Here is a 23,781-nt window from a genome sequence, read left to right on the forward strand (position 1 = left end):
CTCAGTTCTCCTCTTCGATCCAGCCCATGGTCCGCTCCACGGCCTTGAGCCAGTTCCGGTATTCCCGCTCACGCGTGTCCGCGTCCATGCGGGGGGTCCATTCCGCGGCGCGCTTCCAGTTGGCCCGCAGCTCGTCGGTGTCCGACCAGAAGCCGACGGCCAGACCGGCCGCGTACGCCGCACCGAGACAGGTGGTCTCGGCAACCATCGGACGGACGACGGGCGCGTCCAGTACGTCCGAGATGGTCTGCATCAGCAGATTGTTGGCGGTCATGCCGCCGTCCACCTTCAGCGCGGCCAGCTCGACGTCCGAGTCCTTCTGCATCGCGTCGACTATTTCCCGGGTCTGCCAGGCCGTCGCCTCCAGCACCGCGCGGGCCAGATGCGCCTTGGTGACGTAGCGGGTCAGGCCGGCGATGGCGCCGCGCGCGTCCGAGCGCCAGTACGGGGCGAACAGCCCGGAGAACGCCGGGACGAAGTAGGCGCCGCCGTTGTCCTCGACGGAGCTGGCCAGCGTCTCGATCTCCGCCGCGCTGTTGATCAGCCCCATCTGGTCGCGCATCCACTGCACCAGCGAACCGGTGACCGCGATGGAGCCCTCCAGCGCGAAGACCGGCTGCTGGTCACCGATGCGGTAGCCGACCGTGGTGAGCAGCCCGTTGTAGGAGTTGACCGGCTCATGGCCGGTGTTCATCAGCAGGAAGGTGCCGGTGCCGTACGTGGACTTGGCCTCGCCCTGCGCGAAGCAGGTCTGGCCGAACAGCGCCGCCTGCTGGTCGCCCAGCGCGGAGGCGACGGGCAGCCCCGCCAGCTCACCGGTGGCCTCGCCGTACACCTCGGACGAGGACCGGATCTCGGGCAGCACCTCCATGGGGATGCCGATGGAGGCACAGATCTTCTCGTCCCACGCCATGGTGTGCAGGTTCATCAGCAGCGTGCGGGAGGCGTTGGTGACGTCCGTGACGTGCTTGCCCCCGTCGGGCCCGCCGGTCAGGTTCCAGATGACCCACGAGTCCATGGTGCCGAAGAGGATCTCGCCCCGTTCGGCGCGCTCCCGCAGCCCTTCGACGTTGTCGAGCAGCCAGCGGATCTTCGGCCCTGCGAAGTAGGACGCCAGCGGCAGTCCGGTCTCCCGGCGGAACCGGTCCTGGCCGACGTTGCGGCCCAGCTCCTTGCAGAGTGTGTCGGTGCGGGTGTCCTGCCAGACGAGGGCGTTGTGCACCGGCCTGCCGGTCGCCTTCTCCCACAGGACGGTCGTCTCGCGCTGGTTGGTGATGCCCAGCGCCAGAACGTCGCTCTTGGTGACCCCGGCCTTCTTCAGCGCGCCCGTGACCACCTGCTGGACGTTGGTCCAGATCTCGGCGGCGTCGTGCTCGACCCAGCCCGGCTTCGGCAGGATCTGCTCGTGCTCCTTCTGGTCGACCGCGACGATCCGGCCGTCCTTGTCGAAGACGATGCAGCGGCTGGAGGTGGTGCCCTGGTCGATCGCGGCTATGAAGGGCCCGCCGCCGTGTGCGGAGGCGTGGGTGCTGTGGGTGTCGCTCATGGTGTTTCTGCTCCGATGCGTCGTTGGTTCGGTCGGCGGTCGGGTCTGTCGCTCATCCCCATGCGAGGTTGTAGACCCCGGCGGCGATGGCGGCGCCGGCCATCGGGCCCACCACGGGAACCCAGGCGTAGCTCCAGTCGCTGCCGCCCTTGTTGGGCAGCGGCAGCACCGCGTGGATGATGCGAGGACCGAGGTCACGCACCGGGTTGATGGCGTAGCCCGTGGGCCCGCCGAGCGACAGACCGATACCGACGACGACCAGCGCGGTGATCAAGGCGCCCATCTTGCCGAGGCCGACGGTGCCGTCGACATCCTTGACCAGGCCCTGAGTGAGGATCGCGAGGATGAGCACGAACGTCGCGATGACCTCGGTGAGGAAGTTCAGCAGCGGCTTGCGCACCTCGGGAGAGGTGAAGAAGACACCGTGCACGGGGCCCGGGTTCGCGTTCTTCATCTCGACGACGTCCGGCTCCCGGAGCGTGACCTGGAACTGGGCGTAGTAGACGAGCCAGACCAGCACCGCGCCGAGCATGGCACCGAGCATCTCGCTGCCCAGGTACACCGGAACGTCGCTCCAGGGGGTGGCTCCCTTGCCCCCCTTCATGGCGAGGGCCAGGGTGACGGCCGGGTTGAGGTGGGCGCCCGAGGACTGCGCGATGTACGCGCCGGTGAGGACCGCGAAGCCCCAGCCGAAGGCGATGGCCACCCAGCCGGCTGCGAATGCCTTGGAACGCTTCAGATTGACTGCGGCACACACGCCGCCACCGAGGAGGACCAGCACCATCGTGCCGAGGACCTCGCTCTGGAAGATGTCGGAGCTGGACACCCGCGACTCCTTTGTCACTTTTGTCTTGGGGCAACTCCCGGCCGGAGGCTCGGGGAGGATGGGCGGCCCGGTCGGTAAGCGTCCGGTGTTCGACAATGTCGACCGCCGAACGGCAACTTTTCTCCTAAGTGAGGGTCCCGTCAAGGGGCTGTGACAGATGACTCCTGCCTGTCATCCTGCGGGCACACAGCGGTGGCGGCACCCTCGGACGCTCAGACGGTGCGGCAGGCCCACCCGGGTGCCCGGAACCGCCGGGCCCGGGGCGTGGGCCCGCCGGCCCGGGGCTCAGAATCGCTGGGCGCCCAGGTCGCGGGAGACCGCGCGGGCCGTGTCGCGTACGGCCGCGACCAGCCGGGGGAGCGGCTCGTCGCCCTCGCACATCCGTTCAACGGCCCCGGTTATCCCCACCGCGCCCACCGGCATCCGGCGCCGGTTGTAGATCGGCGCGGCCACCGAGGCGAGCCCGTCCCAGGTCTCCTCCACGTCCGCCGCCCAGCCGCGAGCCCGTACGGTCTCCAGCAGCGCCTCGAACCGTTCCGGGTCGGTCACCGTGCGCTCGGTGAAGGTCGCCCGCTCCCCGTCCAGCGCCTCGCTCAGCGCCACCGGGTCGTACGCGGAGAGCACCTTGCCCAGCGCAGTGCTGTGCAGCGGCTGCATGGCGCCGACCTCCAGCACCTGGCGGCTGTCGTCCGGGCGGAAGACGTGGTGCACGATGAGGACGCCCTGCTGGTGGAGCACGCCCAGATAGACGCTCTCCCCGCTGGAGCGGGCCAGGTCGTCCGTCCAGACCAGGGCCCTGGCCCGCAGTTCGTGTACGTCCAGATAGCTGTTGCCCAGGCGCAGCAGCTCGGCCCCGAGCTGATAGCGGCCGGTGACCGGCTCCTGCTCCACGAAGCCCTCCTGCTGAAGGGTGCGCAACAGCCCGTGCGCCGTACCCTTGGCAAGGTCGAGGGCCGAGGCGATCTCGGAGAGCCCGAGCCGTCGTTCGCCGCCCGCCAACAGCCGTAGTACGGCCGCCGCACGCTCCAGCGACTGGATGGTCCGGGCCATCGGTCCTCCCTGACCTGCTGGCTTGAGATTCGACAATGCCGAACGCTATCGCTTCATGTCGACGGGGTGGTAGTCGGGATCGAGCCGGGATCGAGCCGGGGAGTGTCCGATGGTCGGAATGTCGACCGGCACTCTTGCGTCCGCCCGCTACGCTGACCGGATGCGCTGCCGTACTGGCGCGCAAAGCCGACAGCCGTCGCATCCCAGGGAGCTTCTTCCATGGCCTCGTCGCCGAGCAGCACGACCGCATCCTCGTCCCCCACCCGGGCCGACGCGCTTCGCCAGGCGCTGGCCTCCCGGGTAGTCGTCGCCGACGGCGCGATGGGGACGATGATCCAGGCGCAGGACCCGACGCTGGAGGATTTTGAGCAGCTGGAGGGCTGCAACGAGATCCTGAACGTGACCCGCCCCGACATCATCCGCACCGTGCACGAGGAGTACTTCGCCGCCGGCGTGGACTGTGTGGAGACCAACACCTTCGGCGCCAACCACGCGGCGCTGGGGGAGTACGAGATCACCGACCGCATCTTCGAGCTTTCCGAGACCGGCGTACGCATCGCCCGCGACGTCGCCGATGAGTTCGAGGCCGAGGACGGCCGGATGCGCTGGGTGCTGGGCTCGATGGGCCCGGGCACCAAGCTGCCGACCCTCGGCCACGCCCCGTACGCCACGCTGCGGGACGCCTACCAGCAGAACGCCGAGGGCATGATCGCGGGCGGCGCCGATGCGCTGCTGGTGGAGACCACTCAGGACCTCCTCCAGACCAAGGCCTCCGTCATCGGCGCCCGCCGCGCGATGGAGGCGGCGGGCGTGGACCTGCCGCTGCTGTGCTCGGTCACCGTCGAGACGACCGGCACGATGCTGCTCGGCTCCGAGATCGGCGCGGCGCTCGCGGCCCTGGAGCCGCTGGGCATCGACATGATCGGCCTGAACTGCGCGACCGGTCCCGCCGAGATGAGCGAGCACCTGCGCTATCTGGCCCAGCACTCCCGCGTCCCGCTGTCGTGCATGCCGAACGCCGGTCTGCCGGTGCTGGGCAAGAACGGCGCCCACTACCCGCTCACCCCGCAGGAGCTGGCGGACGCGCACGACACCTTCGTCCGCGACTACGGCCTCTCCCTGGTGGGCGGCTGCTGCGGTACGACGCCCGAGCACCTGCGGCAGCTGGTGGAGCGGGTGCGCGGCCGTGCGCCCGCCCCGCGGGAGCCGCAGCCGGAGCCGGCGGCGGCCTCCCTCTACCAGGCGGTGCCCTTCCGCCAGGACACCTCGTACCTGGCCATCGGGGAGCGGACCAACGCCAACGGGTCGAAGAAGTTCCGCGAGGCGATGCTGGACGAGCGCTGGGAGGACTGCGTCGAGCTGGCCCGCGAGCAGATCCGCGAGGGCGCCCACATGCTCGACCTGTGTGTCGACTACGTCGGCCGCGACGGCGTCGCCGACATGACGGAGCTGGCCGGACGGCTGGCCACAGCCTCCACGCTGCCCATCGTGCTGGACTCCACCGAGATCGCCGTCATCCAGGCCGGGCTGGAGAAGCTGGGCGGCCGGGCCGTCATCAACTCCGTCAACTACGAGGACGGGGACGGCCCCGACTCCCGCTTCGCGAAGGTCACCGAGCTGGCGGCCGAGCACGGCGCCGCGCTCATCGCGCTGACCATCGACGAGGAGGGCCAGGCCCGTACCGCCGAGCACAAGGTCGCCATCGCCGAACGCCTCATCGCGGAACTGACCGGCAACTACGGCATCCACGAGTCGGACATCCTCATCGACGTCCTCACCTTCACCATCTGCACCGGTCAGGAGGAGTCCCGCAAGGACGGCATCAACACGATCGAGGCCATCCGGCTGCTCAAGCAGAAGCACCCCGACGTACAGACCGTGCTGGGCCTCTCGAACATCTCCTTCGGCCTGAACCCGGCCGCGCGGATCGTGCTCAACTCCGTCTTCCTCGACGAGTGCGTCAAGGCGGGACTGGACTCCGCGATCGTGCATGCCAGCAAGATCCTGCCGATCGCGCGCTTCGACGACGAACAGGTCGAGGTGGCCCGCGATCTGATCTACGATCGGCGCCGCGAGGGCTACGACCCGCTGCAGAAGCTGATGGAGCTGTTCGAGGGCGCCACCGCCAAGTCGATGAAGGCCGGCAAGGCCGAGGAGCTGGCGGCCCTCCCGCTGGAGGAGCGCCTCCAGCGCCGCATCATCGACGGCGAGCGCAACGGCCTGGAGGCCGACCTGGAGGAGGCGCTTCAGGAGCGGCCCGCGCTCGACATCGTCAACGACACGCTGCTGGCGGGCATGAAGGTCGTCGGTGAGCTGTTCGGCTCCGGCCAGATGCAGCTGCCGTTCGTGCTCCAGTCGGCCGAGGTGATGAAGGCCGCCGTGGCCTACCTCGAACCGCACATGGAGAAGGCCGAGGACGCCGAGGGCAAGGGCACGATCGTGCTGGCCACGGTGCGCGGCGACGTCCACGACATCGGTAAGAACCTGGTCGACATCATCCTGTCCAACAACGGCTACCAGGTCGTCAACCTCGGCATCAAACAGCCGGTGAGCGCCATCCTGGAGGCAGCGGCCGAACACCGCGCTGATGTGATCGGCATGTCCGGGCTGCTGGTGAAGTCCACGGTGATCATGAAGGAGAACCTGGAGGAGCTCAACCAGCGCAAGATGGCGACCGACTTCCCGGTCATCCTCGGCGGCGCCGCGCTCACCCGGGCCTACGTCGAACAGGATCTGCACGAGATCTACGAGGGCGAGGTCCGCTACGCCAAGGACGCCTTCGAGGGGCTGAGCCTCATGGACGCCCTGATGGACGTCAAGCGCGGCGTCCCCGGCGCCAAGCTGCCCGAGCTCAAGCAGCGCCGGGTGCCCAAGCGGGACCTCGACATCCCCGAGCCGGAGGTCAACGACGGCTCCGTCCGGTCCGATGTGGCGGTCGACAACCCCGTCCCGGAGCCGCCCTTCTGGGGGACCCGCGTCGTCAAGGGCCTGCAGCAGCAGGACTACGCCTCCTGGCTCGACGAAGGCGCCCTGTTCAAGGGCCAGTGGGGGCTCAAGGAGGCCCGCAAGGGCGACGGCCCCTCCTACGAGGAGCTGGTGGAGACCGAGGGCCGGCCGCGGCTGCGCGGCTGGCTGGAGCGGCTGCAGACGGAGAACCTGCTGGAGGCGTCCGCCGTCTACGGCTACTTCCCCTGCTACTCCAAGGGCGACGATCTGATCCTGCTGGACGAGCAGGGCAACGAGCGCACCCGCTTCACCTTCCCCCGCCAGCGGCGCGGCCGCCGGCTGTGTCTGGCCGATTTCTTCCGCCCGGAGGACTCGGGCGAGACGGACGTGGTCGGGCTGCAGGTGGTCACCGTCGGCTCGAAGATCGGCGAGAAGACCGCCGAGCTGTTCGCGGGCGACGCCTACCGCGACTACCTGGAGCTGCACGGCCTCTCCGTGCAGCTCGCCGAGGCGCTGGCCGAGTACTGGCACGCCCGGGTCCGCGGCGAACTCGGATTCTCGGCCGAGGACCCTGACCAGATGCAGGGCATGTTCGATCTGAAGTACCGGGGAGCGCGCTTCTCCCTGGGCTACGGCGCCTGCCCCAATCTGGAGGACCGCGCCAAGATCGCCGAGCTGCTGCGGCCCGAGCGGATCGGCGTCGAGCTGTCCGAGGAGTTCCAGCTGCACCCCGAACAGTCGACCGACGCGATCGTGCTGCACCACCCCGAGGCCAAGTATTTCAACGCCCGATGAGGGTAGAGGTCATACACTGATCGGTCCGGTACAGGCCGGTCGTCCCCTTCCGCCGGGGTTCCGCCGGAGTCCACAGGGATTCCGCGGGGTTCCGGCGGGAGGGGGCGGCCGGCCTTGTCGTCCCTTCGGAGTCGTCTTTCAAGGAGGTGCTGCGATGGCCGATCCATCCCCCGCCGTCACCACTCTGACGGGTGAGGAGCCCGCGCTCCAGGCCGTGCTGCTGGACATGGACGGCACCCTGGTCGACACCGAGGACTTCTGGTGGGACGCGGAGGTCGAGGTCTTCGCCGAGCTGGGACACGAGCTGCGCGACGAGTGGCGCACCGTGGTGGTCGGCGGGCCCATGTCGCGCAGCGCAGGCTTTCTGATCGAGGCCACGGCCGCCGATATCGGTCTGGAAGAGCTGAGCGTGCTGCTGAACGCCAAGTTCATCGAGCGGCTGGAGCGCGGCGTCCCGCTGATGCCCGGCGCCCGCCGCCTGCTGGCGGAGCTGTCGGCGCACCGGATCCCCGCAGCGCTCGTCTCCGCCTCGCACCGCACCGTCGTGGACCGCATGCTCACCTGGATCGGCCGCGAGAACTTCGCCTTCACGGTCGCCGGTGACGAACTGGCCCGCACCAAGCCGCACCCGGACCCGTATCTGACCGCTGCGCGCCGGCTGGGTGCCGACCCGGCGCGCTGCGCCGTGCTGGAGGACACCGCCACCGGTGTCGCCGCTGCCGAGGCCGCCGGGTGTCATGTCGTGGCCGTGCCGTCCATTGCGCCGATCAAGCCCAAGTCCGGTCGCACCATTGTGAGTTCACTGGAAGAAGTCGATCTCGAATTCCTGCGTTCGCGGATCATGGTCACGCGTTGAAGCGCTCACTTCCGTACCGGATTCGATTCTGACGGGACACGGGAAATGCGCTGTCCCGGCCCGGGAAATCCGCTTCTGCGGGTGGTGCAAAACGTTGAACTCCGGTGTCCGGTGCGCAGATTGGTCCAGTGACGTTCGTCACGCACAGCCCTCTCGACGGCGCGGGTGACGTGTGGTTCCCCTGGTGCTGGTGGGGAAAATGTCCTTCCGTTATGTCCGCATTGGTAGAACGACGCGGAGATCGTTCCAGCGTCCGGATAGCGGACAGAAAGCTCGTGGTTTCTGTCCGTGAAACCGGCTCCGTGGCCTGCGCTTCGGAAGTGACCGGAGTAGACCATTAATGTCGGTGTACCGGCCATTCCACCCCTGCAGCAAACCCTGGCCGGCCGAGGAGATCGTCGACCATGAACCGTAGAACTGTGGCGCTGCCGGTGCTCGCCGCCGGGCTGCTCACGCCGCTTCTCGCCGGGTGCGGGACCGAGAAGGGCGGAAGCGCCGGCGGCGATGCGATCGTCGTCGGTACGACGGACCACTTCGCGGTCGGCAAGAACGCGCCGGCCCCGTTCGACCCGGCGGCGGCGTACGACGTCGCGGCCTGGGGCGTCATGCGCAACACCTTCCAGACGCTCCTGCGCCTCCCGCGCGCCGGCACCTCCCCGGTGCGGGACGCCGCCGCCAAGTGCGGCTTCACCGATGCGGCGAACGAGCAGTATCGCTGCACCCTGCGCAAGGGGCAGACCTTCTCCAACGGGCACGCGCTGGACGCCGAGGACGTCGAGTTCTCCCTGCGGCGCCTCAAGCGCATCAACCACAAGGGCGGCCCCGCAGTCCTCTTCAGCAACCTCGACCGTGTCGAGGCCAACGGGAAGAACCGGATCGTCTTCCACCTCAAGAAGCCCGACGCGACCTTCCCGTACAAGCTGACCACCCCGGCCGCCGCCATAGTCGACTCCGAGACCTATCCGGCCGACTCCCTCACCAAGGGCGGCCGGCTGACCGGCTCGGGCCCCTACGCCCTCGACAGCATCGACGCCAAGTCCGCGGTCCTCACCAAGAACCCGCACTACAACGGCGCGCTGAAGCTGCAGAACAGCAAGATCGAGCTGCGCTTCTTCGACGGCGCCACAGGCATGGAGAAGGCGCTCAAGGCGGGCGACATCGATGTCATGGGCCGGACCATCTCGCCCAGCCAGGTCGGCCGGCTCGACGAGGCCCAGGGCAACGGCATCGAGCTGGTCGAGCAGCCCGGTCAGGAGATCCGCTACCTCGCCTTCGACACCGACGACGACACCGCGGGCAAGAAGGCCGTCCGCCAGGCCATGGCCCAGCTCGTCGACCGCAAGAAGATCGTGCGGGACGCCTACGACCGCAGCACCGAGCCGCTCTACAGCATCGTGCCCGCCGGGCTGCCGGCCCACCGCAACTCGTTCTTCAACAAGTACGGCGACCCCAGCAAGGAGGCGGCCGAGCGCACCCTGCGCAAGGCCGGCATCGACAAGCCCGTCAAGCTCACCCTCACCTACACCACCGACCACTACGGCGACGCCACCGCCAAGGAGTTCGCCGTCCTGAAGCAGCAGCTCAACGACAGCGGTCTCTTCGACGTGCGGACCAAGGGCGTCAAGTGGGACCGGTTCCGCCCCGCGGCCACCGACGGCAAGTACCAGGTCTGGGGCTACGGCTGGTACCCGGACTTCCCCGATGCGGACAACTTCGTCGCCCCCTTCTTCGAGAAGGACAACTTCCTCGGCTCGCCGTACACCAACCGCGAGATCCGCGACGAACTGGTCCCGCAGACCCGCCGCCAGACCCAACGCGCCGCCACCGCCGGCACCTTCGGCCGCGCCCAGGACATCGCCGCCGAGGACGTCCCGGTGCTCCCTCTCTGGCAGGGCAACCAGTACCTCGCGGCGCGCGACGACGTCACCGGCGTCGAATGGGCCCTCAACTCCTCATCGGTACTCCAACTGTGGGAGCTGGGCCGCGGGCAGGACGGCTGACCCTCGGGGCGGTGATTCCCCGCCGCTGCGGCGGGGAAGGGGCCGGCTCTTACGAAGACCCGGGCCGGACGAGCCCGCTCTCGTACGCGTACACCGCCGCCTGCACCCGGTCGCGCAGCCCCAATTTGGTCAGCACATGGCCGACATGCGTCTTGACCGTCGTCTCGCTCACGAACAGGTCCGCCGCGATCTCCGCGTTCGACAGCCCGCGCGCCACCAGCTTCAGCACTTCAACCTCACGCTCGGTCAGCTGGTGCAGCGTGTCCGGCACCGGCTCCTCGCCCGAGGGCAGCCTGCCCGCGTACTTGTCCAGCAGCCGGCGGGTGATGCTCGGTGCCAGCATGGCCTCGCCCGCCGCCACCACCCGGATGGCCTGCACCAGCTCACCGGCGGGCGCGTCCTTCAGCAGGAACCCGCTGGCCCCGGCCCGCAGCGCCTCCACCACGTACTCGTCCAGGTCGAAGGTGGTGAGCACCAGCACCTTCGCCGGGCCGTCCTTGGCGGGGCCGGTGATCCGGCGGGTCGCCTCCACACCGTCCATCCGAGGCATGCGGATGTCCATCAGCACCACGTCGGGCTGCAGCGCCCGCACCTGGTCCAGCGCCTGCAGACCGTCACCTGCCTCACCGACCACCGCCAGATCCTGCTCGGCCTCCAGAATCATCCGGAAGCCGGTGCGCAGTAGCGGCTGGTCGTCGACCAGCAGTACGCGGATTGCCACGGGAACTCCTCAGGGGGACGGCAACGGTCGCCCCATTCTCACTCAGCCCCCGGCTCTGTTGCCCGTTGCCCCTTCCGACTCGGAAGCCGGCCCCGGTTCCGACCCGGATTCCGGCTCCGCACCTCGCGGCTCGGGCAGCCGGGGCTGGATCATCAGCGGATACGGCGGGGGAGTGCCGCCGAACTCGGGGCAGTGCGCCTGGTGGTCGCACCAGCCGCACAGCTTGCTCGGCTTGGGGCGCCAGTCGCCCGTCTCCATCGCACGTTCGATCGCGTCCCACAGCGCCAGCAGCTTGCGCTCGGTGGCCAGCAGATCGCGCTCGTCCGGGTCGTAGGTGAGGACGTCGCCGCTGCCCAGGAAGACCAGCTGCAACCGCCGGGGCACCACCCCGCGCAGCCGCCACAGCACCAGGGCGTAGAACTTCATCTGGAACAGCGGACCCTCGGTGTACTCGGGGCGCGGCGCCTTGCCCGTCTTGTAGTCGACGATCCGCACCTCACCGGTGGGGGCCACGTCCACCCGGTCGATGATCCCGCGCAGCCGCAGCCCCGAATCCAGCCGCGCCTCCACGAACAGCTCGCGCTCCGCGGGCTCCAACCGGGTGGGGTCCTCCAAGGTGAACCACCGCTCCACCAGCGCCTCGGCCTCCGCCAGCCACTGCGCCAACTGGGCGCCGTCCGAGGTGTCCTCCGCGAACAGCTCGGCCAGCTCCGGACGCTTGGCCAGCAGCCGCTCCCACTCCCCGGCCACCATGGCCCGCGCCCGCCGCGCGCTGCGCTCCGGGGCCGGAGCGTCGAAGAGTCTCTCCAGCACCGCATGCACCACCGTCCCCCGGGTGGCGGCGGCCGAAGGCTTCTCCGGCAGTTTGTCGATCACCCGGAAGCGGTAGAGCAGCGGGCACTGCATGAAGTCCCCCGCCCGGGAGGGCGACAGCGAGGTCGGCGGTGTGGCCGCGCTGGTTTTCATGGGGTAAGACCCTACGGCCCACCACTGACAGCGGACACTTACCATCGACGGCAGACCCCTCGCGTCGGGTGATCGCCAACCCGAGGCTGATTCAGCCGCGCGGCGCAGCGGGGCGCGAGGGAAGCAGCAGAGGGGAACCCGTGGCGGACGAGGACAACGACGGGAAGCCGCGGTCCGGCGGCTCCGGCGAGGGGAACGGCCCCCAAGAGCCGAAGCGCCGTCGGCCGGTTCCCGGCAAACCCGTACGCCCCAACACGCCGGGCGGCGGCATCCTGATGGGCCGTCCGTTCGGTGTCCCCGTCTATGTCGCCCCGTCCTGGTTCCTCGTCGCGATCCTGATCACCTGGGTCTTCGGCGGACAGCTCGACCGCGTACTGCCCGAGCTGGGCGCGGTCCGCTATCTGATCGCGCTCTTCTTCGCCGTCGCCTTCTACGCCTCCGTCCTCGTCCACGAGCTCGCCCACACGGTCGCCGCGCTCCGGTTCAAACTGCCGGTGCGCCGAATCCAGCTCCAGTTCTTCGGCGGCGTCTCCGAGATCGAGAAGGAGTCCGAGACCCCCGGCCGCGAGTTCGTCCTGGCCTTCGTGGGCCCGCTGTTCTCCCTCGCCCTGGCCGGCGTCTTCTACGCCGCGATGCTCGCTGTCGAGCCCCGCACCGTCCCCGGCGTCCTGCTCGCCGGACTGATGATCTCCAACCTCATCGTCGCCGCCTTCAATCTGCTGCCCGGCCTCCCGCTGGACGGCGGCCGGATGCTGCGCGCCGTCGTCTGGAAGATCAGCGGCAAACCGATGACCGGCACCGTGGCCGCCGCCTGGGTGGGCCGGGCGCTGGCCGTCACCGTGCTGATCGGCCTCCCGCTGGCCACCCACGCGGGCGGCCTGGCCCGGGGCAGCGTCAGCGGCGTGGACTCCCTCACCGACGCGCTGCTCGCCGCGATCCTGGCCGCCATCATCTGGACCGGTGCCGGCAACAGCCTGCGGATGGCCAGGCTGCGCGAACGCCTGCCCGAGCTGCGCGCCCGTACGCTGACCCGCCGTGCCGTCCCCGTCGAGACCGACACCCCCCTCTCCGAGGCCCTGCGCCGGGCCAACACCGCGGGTGCCCGCGGCCTGGTCGTCGTCGACGGCAAGGGCGACCCGCTCTCCCTGGTGCGGGAGGCCGCCATCGCCTCCGTACCCGAGCACCGCCGCCCCTGGGTCGCGGTCAGCACCCTCGCGCAGGACCTGAAGGAGGGCATGCGGGTCCCCGCCGAGCTGGCCGGGGAGGACCTGCTGGAGTGGCTGCGGGCCACCCCCGCCACCGAATATCTGGTGGTGGAGGAGACCGGCGAGATCTACGGGGTGCTGTCCACCGCGGACGTCGAGCGCGCCTTCGTCGAGGCCATGTCCAAGCGCCCGGACCAGGACGGCGACAGCGCCAAGCCCACCGGCTAGGGCTTGTCCGGCGCCTCTTACGCACCGACGCTCCCCGGTCGCGCAATTCCCCGCGTCCCCGCCGCCTGCGCGCATCGGCCAGGGCACCCCTTACCGGCACAACGGAGGGGCGGGGCAAGATCCGCCGGGCACGGCGTAGCCGCCTCCGCGGACCGGCTAGGCTGTGCGTATGTCCGAACCGACCGGTGCCGCCCGCCGTCGCGGGCCCTTCAAGGTCGGGGACCAGGTCCAGCTCACCGACCCCAAGGGACGCCACTACACGATCACCCTCGAAGAGGGAAAGAGCTTCCACACCCACAAGGGAGCCTTCCCCCATGACGAGCTGATCGGTGCGCCCGAGGGGAGTGTCGTCCGTACCACCGGAAACGTCGCCTACCTCGCGCTGCGTCCACTGCTCCCCGACTACGTCCTGTCCATGCCGCGGGGAGCCGCCGTCGTCTATCCCAAGGACGCCGGACAGGTGCTCGCCATGGCCGACATCTTCCCTGGCGCGCGTGTCGTCGAGGCGGGGGTCGGCTCCGGATCGCTGAGCACCTTTCTGCTCCGCGCCATCGGCGACCAGGGCATGCTCCACTCCTACGAGCGCCGTGCCGATTTCGCCGACATCGCCCAGCAGAACGTGGAGCGCTACTTCGGCAGCCCCCACCCGGCCTGGACGCTGACCGTCGGTGACCTCCAGGACAACCTCACCGACAGCGACGTGGACCGCGTCATCCTCGACATGCTCGCCCCCTGGGAGTGCCTGGAGGCCGTCTCCAAGGCCCTGGTGCCCGGCGGCATCCTGTGTGCCTACGTCGCCACCACCACGCAGCTGGCGCGCATGGTCGAGTCGATCCGCGAGTTCGGGACCTTCAACGAGCCGCAGGCGTGGGAGACGATGGTGCGCAACTGGCACATCGAGGGTCTCGCCGTCCGCCCCGACCATCGCATGATCGGCCACACCGGCTTCCTGCTCACCGCGCGTCGGCTGGCCGACGGCGTCGAGCCGCCGCTGCGCCGCCGCCGGCCCGCCAAGGGCGCTTACGGCGAGGACTACACGGGCCCCGGCAGCCAGTCCGGCGGCGGCCGGGCGTAGCGCCGACCGCCGCGGTCCCGGCCGAACGCGGTGGCCGCCCCCGCCGCAACCGCCGCCGCACTCTCCCGTCGGTAGTCGTTCGCCGTCGCGGCGGACAGAAGGCCCTGCCGCGGACAGAAGGCCCGCCACTTCTCGCCGCTCCGGAACGACACGCTGCCCCGCCCCGGGCGAACCCGGGTGTGGGGCAGCGCCGTTGGCCCGGGCGGGCCCCCGTGGCGAGGACTCCGCAGAGCGGCCCCCGCCGTTCCGCGGCAGTGTGACCTATGGCACGATGCGTAGCACTCCGCGTTCGTCTCGTCCCGCACAGGAGTCACCCCGAGTGACGGAACTGCCGCACACCCGCACCCGCGCCGTCCACTGGCTCGCCACCGCCGCAGCCCTCGCCGCCGTGCTCGGCGGCACGGCCCTCCTGCAACCCGCCACCGCCACCCCAGCACCCGCCACGGGCGCCTCCGGTCAGGCCCCCGACCCGGACCGCGCCCGCTACCCGCTGGACTGCGGTCCGTCCGGGGCCGGCATCGACGTACTCGACAAGGCCGCCGCCGACTTCGACGGCGACGGCACCGCGGAAACAGTCGCGGTCGTCCGCTGCCAGGCGCGCGGGGGCACCCCGCCCAGCGCGGTCTTCGTACTCTCCGGCACCGCACAGAGCGGGCGACCGCGGATCGCCGCCACCCTCGTCGAGCACCGGGAGAGGATGTCGGTCCAGGACCTCGCGGTGCGGGGCACCACCATCTCCGCGACCCTCCTCGGCTACTCCTCGGCAAACGTGCCGCGCTGCTGCCCCGACAAGCGACGCACGGTCAAGTGGGAGTGGCGCCAGGGGAAGTTCGCCCTGCGTCCAGGGCCGGTCGCGGGCGGTGGCGTCAGCGTCTGACGGGCCCGCCTGCGGCCCGGTACGGACCCGCCGCCTCGACACCGGCTCGGGACGAAATAGTGCGGCACTTGAAGGGTGTTGAACGTCTCGGCACCACAACCGGTCGCTTTCAGATGGTTGTGGGTGGGTATTCCCTGTCCTGAGGGAGTGCGCAAGGGTGAAGATCGGACACACCCCGACCGTCTTTGTGATCTAGGGGTTTCAACCCGCACCGGCCCAGGTAGGGTCGAAGCGTCCAGCTCCCCCTGGAGGAGGTGAGGACCGTGGCAGCCCACGACGACGACACCAACCGCGGCATCCGGCCCGGTCGGGGTTCCGAAGACCCGTCCGGCCAGATCGCCTACCTTGAGCAGGAAATCGCCGTCCTGCGCCGCAAGCTCGCCGACTCTCCGCGGCACACTCGTATTCTCGAGGAGCGGATCGTCGAGCTGCAGACCAACCTGGCCGGTGTATCCGCCCAGAACGAGCGGCTCTCCAACACGCTCCGCGAGGCGCGTGACCAGATCGTGGCCCTCAAGGAAGAGGTCGACAGGCTCGCCCAGCCACCGGCGGGCTTCGGAGTCTTCCTGCAGGCCAACGAGGACGACACGGCCGACATCTTCACCGGAGGCAGAAAACTCCGGGTGAACGTCAGCCCCAACGTCGACCTCCAGTCGCTCCAGCGCGGCCAGGAGCTCATGTTGAACGAGGCGCTCAACGTGGTCGAGGCCATGGAGTTCGAGCGCGCGGGTGACATCGTCACCCTCAAGGAAGTACTCGACGACGGAGAGCGAGCGCTGGTCGTCGGCCACACCGACGAGGAGCGCGTCGTACGGCTCGCCGAGCCGCTGCTGAACACCACGCTGCGGGCCGGTGACGCCCTGCTGCTGGAGAGCCGCTCCGGCTACGTCTTCGAGGTCGTGCCCAAGAGCGAGGTCGAGGAACTGGTCCTCGAAGAGGTCCCCGACATCGACTACACCAAGATCGGTGGCCTCGGCGGACAGATCGAGCAGATCAGGGACGCCGTCGAGCTCCCGTATCTGTACCCGGACCTCTTCCGGGAGCACGAACTGCGCCCGCCCAAGGGTGTGCTGCTCTACGGCCCGCCCGGCTGCGGCAAGACGCTGATCGCCAAGGCGGTGGCCAACTCGCTGGCCAAGAAGGTCGCCGAGGTCACCGGCTTGCCCCAGGGGAAGAGCTACTTCCTCAACATCAAGGGCCCCGAGCTGCTCAACAAGTACGTGGGCGAGACCGAGCGGCACATCCGGCTCGTCTTCCAGCGGGCCCGGGAGAAGGCCAGCGAGGGCACACCGGTCATCGTCTTCTTCGACGAGATGGACTCCCTCTTCCGCACCCGTGGCTCGGGCGTAAGCTCGGACGTGGAGAACACCATCGTCCCGCAGCTGCTCTCCGAGATTGACGGCGTGGAGGGCCTGGAGAACGTCATCGTCATCGGCGCCTCGAACCGCGAGGACATGATCGACCCGGCGATCCTGCGTCCCGGCCGGCTGGACGTGAAGATCAAGATCGAGCGCCCGGACGCCGAGGCGGCCAAGGACATCTTCTCCAAGTACCTCACCCCGAACCTGCCGCTCCACCCGGACGATGTCGCGGAGCACGGCGGCAATGTGGAGGCCGCCTGCGACGCCATGATCCAGTCGGTCGTGGAGCAGATGTACGCGGAATCGGAGGAGAACCGCTTCCTCGAGGTCACCTACGCCAACGGTGACAAGGAAGTCCTCTACTTCAAGGACTTCAACTCCGGCGCCATGATCGAGAACATCGTCGGCCGGGCCAAGAAGATGGCCATCAAGGCGTACCTGGACCACAACCAGAAGGGTCTGCGCGTCTCCCATCTCCTGTCGGCCTGCGTGGACGAGTTCAAGGAGAACGAGGACCTGCCCAACACCACCAACCCGGACGACTGGGCCCGCATCTCCGGCAAGAAGGGCGAGCGGATCGTGTACATCCGCACCCTCGTCACCGGCAAGCAGGGAGCGGACACCGGTCGTTCCATCGACACCGTCGCCAACACCGGTCAGTACCTGTAACGAGGACCGATTCCGGCTGCGGGTCCCCGCCCGGGGTACCCGCAGCCGGATTGTTTCCCGGAGCATCAAGGAAGTCCGCAGAGTGATCTCCCCACTCCACTCCGTGCGTCATAGGCTCTTCCCTACCGCCGCGACGCGCAGTGCGCAGGAGGGGGCCGCACACGGGACGGATGCGCAGCGGGACTTGAACGGTGGTCCACCGGCGGGCCGCCGTCAGCGAGGAGGGCAGCATGACCGTACGGCGCGTAATGGGCATCGAGACCGAGTACGGCATTTCCGTGCCCGGCCACCCCAACGCCAATGCCATGCTCACCTCGTCCCAGGTCGTCAACGCCTACGCGGCCGCGATGCACCGGGCGCGCCGCGCCCGCTGGGACTTCGAGGAGGAGAACCCGCTGCGGGACGCCCGCGGCTTCGATCTGGCTCGTGAGTCGGCCGACGCCAGCCAGCTGACGGACGAGGACATCGGCCTGGCCAACGTCATCCTCACCAACGGAGCCCGGCTCTACGTCGACCACGCCCACCCCGAGTACAGCGCCCCCGAGGTCACCAACCCGCGGGACGCCGTGCTGTGGGACAAGGCGGGCGAGCGGATCATGGCCGAGGCCGCCGAGCGCGCGGCCGAGGTCCCCGGCACCAGCCCGATCCACCTCTACAAGAACAACACCGACAACAAGGGCGCCTCCTACGGCACGCACGAGAACTATCTGATGAAGCGGGAGACCCCGTTCTCGGAGATCGTGCGGCATCTGACCCCTTTCTTCGTCTCCCGGCAGGTCGTGTGCGGAGCGGGACGGGTGGGACTGGGGCAGGACGGCAGCGAGCACGGGTTCCAGCTGAGCCAGCGCGCCGACTACTTCGAGGTCGAGGTCGGGCTGGAGACCACGCTCAAGCGGCCCATCATCAACACCCGTGACGAGCCGCACGCGGACGCCGAGAAGTACCGGCGGCTGCATGTGATCATCGGGGACGCCAACCTCTCGGAGGTCTCCACCTACCTCAAGCTGGGCACGACCTCGCTGGTCCTGTCCATGATCGAGGACGGCTTCATCGCCGTCGATCTCGCCGTCGACCAGCCCGTCCGCACCCTGCATCAGGTCTCCCACGATCCGACACTCGAACGGCTGATCACCCTCCGTAACGGCCGCACCCTCACCGCGGTACAGCTCCAGATGGAGTACTTCGAGCTGGCCCGCAAATACGTGGAGGAGCGCTGGGGCGCCGACGCGGACGAGCAGACTCAGGATGTGCTGGCCCGCTGGGAGGACGTGCTGGGCCGGCTCGAACACGACCCCATGAGCCTGGCAGGAGAGCTGGACTGGGTCGCCAAACGCGAGCTGATGGAGGGCTACCGCCGCCGCGACGGAGTCGACTGGGACGCCCCTCGGCTGCACCTGGTCGATCTCCAGTACGCGGACGTACGCTCCGACAAGGGCCTCTACAACCGACTGGTCTCCCGCGGGAGCATGCAGCGGCTGCTGTCCGAGGAGGAGGTCAAGGAGGCCGCCTTCAAGCCCCCGGAGGACACCCGCGCCTACTTCCGCGGCCGCTGTCTGGAGCAGTACGCCGACGACGTGGCCGCCGCCTCCTGGGACTCGGTCATCTTCGACCTCCCCGGCCGTGACTCTCTGCAGCGGGTCCCGACCCTTGAGCCGCTGCGGGGTACCCGTAACCACGTGAAGGAGCTGCTGGACCGCTGTCGTACCGCGGAAGAGCTGGTGAAGGTGCTTTCGGGCGGCTGAATCGCGGCTATTCGGTCCGCGGTCCGGGAATCATCGAGGTGGTTGCCGGACGTTGTAAGAACGAAGGAGCCGATGACAGTCCCGGCTTGTAGGGTCTGATCTTGTACGTTCCGCGTACACCACCGAACCGAGCGGGGTGAGGGATATGGCGACCAAGGACACCGGCGGCGGACAGCAGAAGTCCACGCGTCACACCGAGGAGACCGAGGAGCAGACCCAGGACGCGCAGGTCTCCGAGGACCTCAAGGAGCGCCAGGAGGCGCTCTCGGACGACGTGGACTCGGTGCTGGACGAAATCGATGACGTCCTCGAGGAGAACGCGGAGGACTTCGTACGATCCTTCGTTCAGAAGGGTGGACAGTAGTCCGCATTCGTGAACGAGTGATCTCGAACGAGGGGGAGTCGAAGCGATGAGCCACGTCGAGGAGCGGCGAAAAGCGCTCCTCGACGTTCGGTTCGGCGTCCGCCCTAACCGTCCCGGGTCCGGTAGCGCATGCGGAACCGGCAGTCCGCGGAACGCAGAACGCGGAACCGGCCGAGCAGGTGGACCACGATCATGAGACGGGTAGGGTCCGGGACGTACCGTACTCCAGCCGGGACGCCGCGCTGGGGAAGTTCAAGGACCGGGCGGACGTCCCTGGACGTGCCGCCGCCTACGTGGAAGGAAACGTGTGGAAGCCGAAACTCGTAGCACGGGGCGTCTACCTGCTGCCTTCCTGACGCCAGGGTCGTCGTCCTTCATGGATTTCCTGTCCGACCACGCTCCGGAGCAGCTGCCGGGCAACCGGCCGCTGCCGCCCGTGGAGGGTGCCGTGCAGGCGCCGCACGGGACCACGATCGTGGCCGTGACCTTCGCCGGCGGCGTGGTGCTGGCCGGGGACCGGCGGGCGACGATGGGCAACGTCATCGCGCAGCGGGACATCGAGAAGGTGTTCCCCACCGACGAGCACTCCGCCGTGGGCATCGCGGGCACCGCGGGTCTGGCGGTGGAGATGGTGAAGCTGTTCCAGCTGGAGCTGGAGCACTTCGAGAAGGTGGAAGGGTCCACGCTCTCCCTGGAGGGCAAGGCCAACCGCCTCTCCACGATGATCCGCAGCAACCTGGGCATGGCCATGCAGGGCCTCGCCGTGGTGCCGGTGTTCGCCGGGTTCGATCTGGACCGCGGCAAGGGCCGGATCTTCTCCTACGACGTGACGGGCGGCCGTTCCGAGGAGCAGGGCTTCGCCGGAGTCGGCTCCGGTTCGGTCTTCGCGCGCGGCTCGCTCAAGAAGCTCTACCGCGACGAGATGACCGAGGAGCAGGCCGCCACGGTGGTCCTCCAGGCGCTCTACGACGCGGCGGACGACGACTCGGCCACCGGCGGTCCCGATATGACGCGCCGTATCTACCCGATCGTCGCGGCGATCACCGAGGACGGATACCGCAGGCTGAGCGAGGAGGAGGTCTCCGGGCTGGCGCAGACGGTGCACGACGGCCGCCTCCGGCTGCCCAACGGGCCGCAGGCCCCCGTCTCCTAGAGCACTCATTCGGACAGGAAGGGACGGATAGCCGGTGTCGACGCCGTTCTATGTGTCACCCCAGCAGGCAATGGCCGATCGCGCCGAGTATGCCCGCAAGGGCATCGCGCGCGGACGCAGCGTGGTCGTGTTGCAGTACGCGGACGGCATCGTTTTCGTCGCCGAGAACCCCTCTCGGGCACTGCACAAGGTCAGCGAGATCTACGACCGGATCGCCTTCGCCGCAGTCGGCAAGTACAACGAGTTCGAGAACCTGCGCATCGGCGGTGTCCGCTACGCCGACCTGCGCGGCTACACCTACGACCGCGAGGACGTCACGGCGCGCGGCCTTGCCAATGTCTATGCCCAGACGCTGGGCACGATCTTCTCCGCGAACGCGGAGAAGCCCTACGAAGTGGAGCTGATCGTCGCCGAGGTGGGCCCGGCCCCCGAGGACGACCAGATCTACCGGTTGCCGCACGACGGCTCGATCGTGGACGAGCACGGCTCGGTCGCCGTCGGTGGCAACTCCGACCAGATCGGCAGCTACATGGACCAGCGGCACCGGGAGGGAATGTCGCTGGGCGAGGCGCTGAAGCTTGCCGTCGAGGCGCTCAAGCGGGACAGCAACGGCAGCGAACGGACACTGACCGCCGAGCAGTTGGAGGTCGCCGTACTGGACCGGGAGCGCCCCCAGCGGCGTAAGTTCAAGCGCGTCCCCGCCGGCCAGGTGGCCCGCCTTCTGGAGGAGACCCCGGCTCCGGAGAGCACGAAGGACGAGACCGAGGGCGGCGAAGAGAAGTAAGACCCCGGACCCCGCCCCGCGCCAGTTCGAGGGGCGGGGGTCCTAGGGGGAGACCGGCAGCGCGTTGGAGGGGCAGGGGCCGGTCGAGCCGCGTACCACCAACCGCACCGGCAATCGCACTGCTTCCACCTGCTGACCGTCCAGCACGGCCAGCAGGGCCCGCATGCCTGCGGCCCCCACCCGCTCGGCGGGCAACCGTACGGTCGTCAGCTCGGGCTCCACGGCGGTGGCGAGGGCGACATCGTCGAGCCCGGTCACCGACACCTCCTCCGGCACCCGCAGGCCGAGCCGTCGCGCAGCCTTCAGCGCGCCGACAGCGAGCAGGTCGTCGTCGCACACGAGTGCGGTCGGCCTGCCTTCTGCGGTGTCCGCGGCGGGGGATCCGTAAGCCGCCGTCAGCGCCCGGGTGGCCGCCTCCAGCCCGCCGGCCACGCTCAGTGGCCCGCGTGCGGTGTGCACCAGGGCGGCTCCGCTCGCGTGCAGCTCCTCGTGCAGTGCCCGCGCCCGGATCTCGAAGGTCCAGGAGTCCACGTCGGCCGCGATATGGGCGATCCTGCGGTGGCCCAGCTCCCGCAGATGGGCGACCACCTGCCGCATGCCGTCGGCGAGATCGACGTTGACGGTGGCGTCGCAGGCTCCCTCGTCGCTGTCCAGCATCACCAGGGGCAGCCCTTCGCCGCGCAGTGCCGCGAGGGCTTCGGGGGCCATGGAGGAGGCGATGACGCCGTCGAGCGCGGTACGGGCCGAGGCGAAGGGGTCGGGGGCCGCGTTGATGCCTTCGGGTGAGGGGTAGAGGACGATCCCGAAGTCGTGTTCCCCGGCGACCTCGGCGGCCCCGCGGTGGACGTTGGCGAAGAAGTCGTTGGTGAGCGCGGGGACGACCAACAGTGCCGTGCGGGTGCGGCCCAGGCGCAGGGTACGGGCCGCGAGATTGGGGCGGTAGCCGAGCTCGCGGGCCGCTGCGCGGACGGCTTCGGCGGTGCGGGCGGAGACCCGGCCCTCCCATTTGCCGCCGAGCACGAGCGAGACGGTGGCCTGCGAGACGCCTGCGGCACCGGCCACGTCGTGGCCGGTGGGCCGGTTGCGGCCCCGGTTTCCACTGCCATGATCTCCGCCGGCTGATGCGTGCTGTCCTGGCACGGAAAAACTCCTTCACCGCTGCTGCCTTGGCATGGTACGTATGGCGAGGCCGTTATACGTAAAACTAGAGAGGGGTGGGGCGGATGGCGACGGGCTATGCCGAGCTGCTGCGGGCCAGACACGCGATGCGCCTGCTGGCGGGAACGCTGGTGGGCAGGCTGCCGAATGCCACGGGGCCGATCGCCATCGCGCTCTTCATCCGTTCCGACGGCGGCAGCATGGCGCTGGCGGGCGCCCTCTCGGCGGTCTACGGCCTCGCCACCGCGTTCGGCCAGCCGATGCTGGGGCGGCTGGTGGACCTGTACGGGCAGCCGCGGGTGATGCTGCCCGCCGCCGTGGTCTCCGCCGCCGGCGCGGCCACGCTGGCGCTTGCGGGGACCGGCTCGCTGCCGCTCGCCTATGCGTGCGTACTGGTCTTCGGCCTGTTCACGCCCCCGCTGGAGGGCGGGTTGCGGGCGCTGTGGCCGACGGTGCTGCGGCGCGAGGAGCAGGTGCACAGCGCGTACGCGCTGGATGCCGTCGCCCAGGAAGTGATGTTCGCGGCGGGGCCGTTGCTGGTGACGCTGCTGGTCGCCGGATGGAGCGAGGCGGCGGCACTGCTGGTGGTCAACGCACTGGGGGTGCTGGGCGCCCTCTCGGTGGTCGTCTCGCCCCCTTCGCGCCGCTGGCGGTCCTCGCCCCGTAAGCCGCATTGGCTGGGCGCGCTGCGTTCGCCGGGGCTGAAGGTGATGCTGGGCTCGTTCTTCTTCGTGGGGCTGGCGCTGGGCACCTTCGCGCTGGCCGCGGTCTCCTACGCCGATGACCACGACGACAAGCTGATCTCCACCTATCTGCTGGCGGCGCAGGGTGCGGGTGCCCTGGTGGGCGGGGTCGGCTACGGGGCGCGGGGCTGGCCGGGCAGCCACGAGGGGCGGCTGCGCGTGCTGGTGGGCCTGTTCGCGGCGGGCAATCTGCCGCTGGCCCTGGTGCCGGGGGTACCGGTGATGGTGGTGCTGGGCGGCCTCTCCGGGCTCTTCCTGGCCCCGGCGCTGGCGTGCGCCTTCGTGGTGGTGGACCGGCACGCACCGTCGGGGACGGTGACGGAGGCGTTCTCCTGGCTGGTGACGACGTTCGGCGTGGGGGCCGCAACGGGGACGGCCGCGGTCGGCTCGGTCATCGAGTGGGGCGGTACGGGCGCGGGCTTCGGCCTGGCCGGGGCCGGCGGGCTCGCGGCGCTGGCCGTCATCGTGGCGGCGCGCCGGTTCCTGGCGCCTCCGGACGGCTCCGGGCGGGGCGGGGTGGTGGCGGGATCGACGGTGCCGTCCGCGGAGCCCGTCGCCGGACCGGTGGCAGCGGCGTCGCCTCCGACGGGCGGGGAGAGCGAGCCGCGGCCGGGCCTTCCGCACACCGGAACCGAACGTCAGGGGCGCCCGTCAGGTGCGGAAACTGATCGGAACGGCTCTCCCGAACCCGGTTTCAGATCCTCCACGTAGGCGTA

General features: G+C 69.6%; 18 protein-coding genes and 1 pseudogene. 13 read left to right on the top strand and 6 right to left on the bottom strand.

The genetic code is table 11. The features are described from left to right. Nucleotide 1: 1 nt before the first annotated feature. From glpK to ACTWQF_RS11515, 3 genes are all read right to left on the bottom strand, one after another. A complete protein-coding gene (gene glpK, locus ACTWQF_RS11505; RefSeq protein ID WP_443279128.1) occupies nt 2–1,546 on the bottom strand; it encodes a glycerol kinase GlpK in 1,545 nt (514 codons plus the stop codon). Between the two features lie 52 nt (nt 1,547–1,598). After that, a complete protein-coding gene (locus tag ACTWQF_RS11510; RefSeq protein WP_443279129.1) occupies nt 1,599–2,372 on the bottom strand; it encodes an MIP/aquaporin family protein in 774 nt (257 codons plus the stop codon). A gap of 285 nt (nt 2,373–2,657) precedes the next feature. Beyond that, entirely contained in the window at nt 2,658–3,422 is a 765-nt protein-coding gene (locus ACTWQF_RS11515) for an IclR family transcriptional regulator (RefSeq protein ID WP_443279130.1), read from the bottom strand. A 219-nt stretch (nt 3,423–3,641) separates the two neighbouring features. On the opposite strand from ACTWQF_RS11515, the gene metH reads away from it, so the two are divergent. The 3 genes from metH to ACTWQF_RS11530 all read left to right on the top strand — a co-directional run bounded on the left by metH (nt 3,642) and on the right by ACTWQF_RS11530 (nt 10,019). Next, the gene (gene metH, locus ACTWQF_RS11520) at nt 3,642–7,163 is read left to right on the top strand and encodes a methionine synthase (RefSeq protein WP_443279132.1); all 3,522 of its coding nucleotides are present in this window, start codon (nt 3,642–3,644) and stop codon (nt 7,161–7,163) included. 154 nt (nt 7,164–7,317) lie between these two features. Beyond that, a complete protein-coding gene (locus tag ACTWQF_RS11525; RefSeq protein ID WP_443279133.1) occupies nt 7,318–8,019 on the top strand; it encodes an HAD family hydrolase in 702 nt (233 codons plus the stop codon). Nucleotides 8,020–8,423: 404 nt separating this feature from the next. Next, nucleotides 8,424–10,019, top strand: a complete 1,596-nt coding sequence (locus ACTWQF_RS11530; protein ID WP_443279134.1) for an ABC transporter substrate-binding protein — start codon at nt 8,424–8,426, stop codon at nt 10,017–10,019. Nucleotides 10,020–10,068: 49 nt separating this feature from the next. On the opposite strand, the gene ACTWQF_RS11535 is transcribed toward ACTWQF_RS11530, so the two are convergent. Both ACTWQF_RS11535 and ACTWQF_RS11540 read right to left on the bottom strand, forming a co-directional pair. Next, a complete protein-coding gene (locus ACTWQF_RS11535) occupies nt 10,069–10,740 on the bottom strand; it encodes a response regulator (protein WP_443279136.1) in 672 nt (223 codons plus the stop codon). A gap of 42 nt (nt 10,741–10,782) precedes the next feature. Continuing rightward, complete coding sequence (locus tag ACTWQF_RS11540) at nt 10,783–11,706, bottom strand: RecB family exonuclease (RefSeq protein ID WP_443279137.1); 924 nt, start codon at nt 11,704–11,706, stop codon at nt 10,783–10,785. A gap of 140 nt (nt 11,707–11,846) precedes the next feature. Here ACTWQF_RS11540 and ACTWQF_RS11545 point away from each other — a divergent pair, with 140 nt between their 5' ends. The 9 genes and pseudogenes from ACTWQF_RS11545 (at nt 11,847) to prcA (ending at nt 21,164) form a co-directional block, all read left to right on the top strand. Beyond that, the gene (locus ACTWQF_RS11545; protein WP_443279138.1) at nt 11,847–13,139 is read left to right on the top strand and encodes a site-2 protease family protein; all 1,293 of its coding nucleotides are present in this window, start codon (nt 11,847–11,849) and stop codon (nt 13,137–13,139) included. 169 nt (nt 13,140–13,308) lie between these two features. Then, entirely contained in the window at nt 13,309–14,214 is a 906-nt protein-coding gene (locus tag ACTWQF_RS11550; protein ID WP_443279140.1) for a tRNA (adenine-N1)-methyltransferase, read from the top strand. Nucleotides 14,215–14,533: 319 nt separating this feature from the next. After that, nucleotides 14,534–15,091 (top strand): hypothetical protein, encoded by a 558-nt coding sequence (locus tag ACTWQF_RS11555; RefSeq protein WP_443279142.1) that lies wholly within the window; start codon nt 14,534–14,536, stop codon nt 15,089–15,091. Between the two features lie 263 nt (nt 15,092–15,354). Next, a complete protein-coding gene (arc, locus tag ACTWQF_RS11560) occupies nt 15,355–17,121 on the top strand; it encodes a proteasome ATPase (protein WP_443279144.1) in 1,767 nt (588 codons plus the stop codon). Nucleotides 17,122–17,351: 230 nt separating this feature from the next. Further along, entirely contained in the window at nt 17,352–18,863 is a 1,512-nt protein-coding gene (dop, locus tag ACTWQF_RS11565; protein WP_443279146.1) for a depupylase/deamidase Dop, read from the top strand. 145 nt (nt 18,864–19,008) lie between these two features. Continuing rightward, nucleotides 19,009–19,227, top strand: a complete 219-nt coding sequence (locus ACTWQF_RS11570) for a ubiquitin-like protein Pup (protein ID WP_443279147.1) — start codon at nt 19,009–19,011, stop codon at nt 19,225–19,227. A 170-nt stretch (nt 19,228–19,397) separates the two neighbouring features. Continuing rightward, nucleotides 19,398–19,583, top strand: a pseudogene (locus ACTWQF_RS11575) (endonuclease domain-containing protein); the annotation flags it as partial. Further along, complete coding sequence (gene prcB / locus ACTWQF_RS11580; RefSeq protein WP_443279149.1) at nt 19,535–20,380, top strand: proteasome subunit beta; 846 nt, start codon at nt 19,535–19,537, stop codon at nt 20,378–20,380. The pseudogene ACTWQF_RS11575 and the gene prcB, both read left to right, overlap by 49 nt. A gap of 34 nt (nt 20,381–20,414) precedes the next feature. Then, complete coding sequence (prcA, locus tag ACTWQF_RS11585) at nt 20,415–21,164, top strand: proteasome subunit alpha (RefSeq protein ID WP_443279150.1); 750 nt, start codon at nt 20,415–20,417, stop codon at nt 21,162–21,164. A 42-nt stretch (nt 21,165–21,206) separates the two neighbouring features. Here prcA and ACTWQF_RS11590 read toward each other — a convergent pair whose 3' ends face one another. Further along, entirely contained in the window at nt 21,207–22,304 is a 1,098-nt protein-coding gene (locus tag ACTWQF_RS11590) for a LacI family DNA-binding transcriptional regulator (protein ID WP_443279152.1), read from the bottom strand. An 83-nt stretch (nt 22,305–22,387) separates the two neighbouring features. Here ACTWQF_RS11590 and ACTWQF_RS11595 point away from each other — a divergent pair, with 83 nt between their 5' ends. After that, the gene (locus tag ACTWQF_RS11595) at nt 22,388–23,776 is read left to right on the top strand and encodes an MFS transporter (RefSeq protein ID WP_443279153.1); all 1,389 of its coding nucleotides are present in this window, start codon (nt 22,388–22,390) and stop codon (nt 23,774–23,776) included. The last annotated feature ends 5 nt before the right edge of the window (nt 23,777–23,781 follow it).

Origin of the sequence: Streptomyces sp. 8N114, from assembly GCF_052245835.1 — a bacterium.
Lineage (GTDB): Bacteria > Actinomycetota > Actinomycetes > Streptomycetales > Streptomycetaceae > Streptomyces.